The organism is Cerasicoccus arenae (assembly GCF_014651635.1).
GTDB lineage: Bacteria > Verrucomicrobiota > Verrucomicrobiia > Opitutales > Cerasicoccaceae > Cerasicoccus > Cerasicoccus arenae.
The window spans coordinates 1-1,693 of sequence record NZ_BMXG01000049.1 but is presented as its reverse complement, the minus strand read 5'-3'; the positions used below and the strand labels follow the sequence as shown (position 1 = coordinate 1,693).

The 1,693-nt window shown below is 55.8% G+C and carries 2 protein-coding genes; both read left to right on the top strand.

The annotated features are described in order from the left end of the window. Nucleotides 1-123 precede the first annotated feature (123 nt). On the top strand, nt 124-1,026 hold the full coding sequence (locus IE065_RS17805) for a hypothetical protein (RefSeq protein ID WP_189517662.1): 903 nt from the start codon (nt 124-126) through the stop codon (nt 1,024-1,026). Then, nucleotides 1,023-1,693 (top strand): NAD-dependent epimerase/dehydratase family protein (locus IE065_RS17800; protein WP_229792116.1); only part of this gene is annotated, 671 nt, incomplete at its 3' end. The genes IE065_RS17805 and IE065_RS17800, both read left to right, overlap by 4 nt.

Below are 1,693 nucleotides of genomic sequence, written 5' to 3'. Positions count from 1 at the left end.
GCCTGACCTCAAGTAATCTTGCCAACAGTTCCTTGGACCTCGGGGCACCCAGCCTGAATGCATGCCGCATAGAGCTTTTCGACGACGAGACCTCACTAATGATCCTCTTTTTTGTTCATTCATTTGGATGATAGCGGTAGTGTCATTTGGACGGTTTCGTTGCCGTTTGAAGTTGAAGCGCCCAATTTTTTCAGCCCAGAAGATGTCATCTTCCAAGTCGACACCAATGGACTGGTTAGCTATGCCGTCTCTTCATTGGGTTTAGTCGGCGTGATTGACGGGGAGGGGGGCAAGCTTCGTCAGTTCTATGATGATACTCTGACTTCTATTTTTGCGCCCTTTGTGTTCGATGATGGTTCGCTAGGAGTACGTCGGCTCGAACTGGTTCAGGAGGAGGGGGTGCCGACGGTTACCTTCGTCCAGAGTTACCAGTTTTTCAATGGATCGTTCAATCCAACTCAGCACGGTGATTGGCTCGCAGAGTATGCGTGGTCGGATAACCATTTTGCGCCAGCGACCTTCGCCCACGTCGTCACGAGTCAGTCGCTCAACCAGTTATCGGTTTTGCGGGTAGAAAGCCCAGCAAGTCTTTTGGTCAGTGGCTTTGTGTCGACGGAGGCAGTGAGTTTCGGGGAGTTGTTCGATGTTACGTCCGTCGACTTGTCATTAAGCACGGGGATTCATTCGCTCGCTAGCGGCTCGGCCAATGCTGAATTAATCCCGCTTCCTTCGATCACGCCCAGTGCGCCTCAGACGGTTAAATCGACACCGCTGGCCAGGAGTGCATTTGGCTTAGCCAGTCTGTCCGTTGACGACATCCGCTACGAGGGTGGACCGCTGAGCGACGAGACTTGGCGTAGCGTTTTCTTTGCCTACCCTTGGTTCCAATACACCATCGGCGAGTCTGACAACCTGAGCAACTGGTCTGGCGCTCCGCTGCTTCAGCACTATGGATTCCAAGAGAATTTACGTAATCTGGACGGTAGTCCGTTCTTCGAGCAAGTCCAAGTGCGTGAGTCCGAATGAAAGTCTTGGTAACGGGCAGTGGAGGGTTCCTTGGCTCGCGGATTGTCGGCCAACTGCTTGCGCGTCGTTATGACGTGCGCGGCTTTGGGCGCTCTCCACAGCCTGAGAACGCCGCGCGCGGGGTAGAGGTTGTTCAGGGGGACTTGGGTGACGCCTATGCAGTCGATGAGGCCGTGAAGGGCTGCGAGGCGGTCTTCCATGTCGCCGCGAAAGCTGGCGTGTGGGGGGATGAAAAAAGCTACGTCACGGCTAACGTCACTGGTGCCCGTCATATTCTTGCCGCATGTCAGGAGCATGGCGTGGAGCGGCTTGTTTACACGAGTACACCGAGCGTTGTCTTTTCCGGTGAAGCCTTTGAGGGGGCGAACGAATCCCTGCCGCTGAATCCGCATAATGAATTAAGCCCTTATGCACGCACGAAGGCCATTGCGGAGGGCGAACTACTCGCCGCACATGGCAAAAGCGGTGTGCGGATCTGCGCGTTGCGCCCGCATTTAATCTGGGGGGTGGGCGATCCGCATCTCGTGCCCCGCGTTGTTGCTAAGGCGAAAACTGGCCGTATGCGAATTGTTGGGGGGGGGGGGAATCGCGTGGACCTGACGCATGTGGACAATGCCGCTGCTGCGCACCTGTTGGCGCTGGATGCCTTGAACCATGGGGTAGCGGG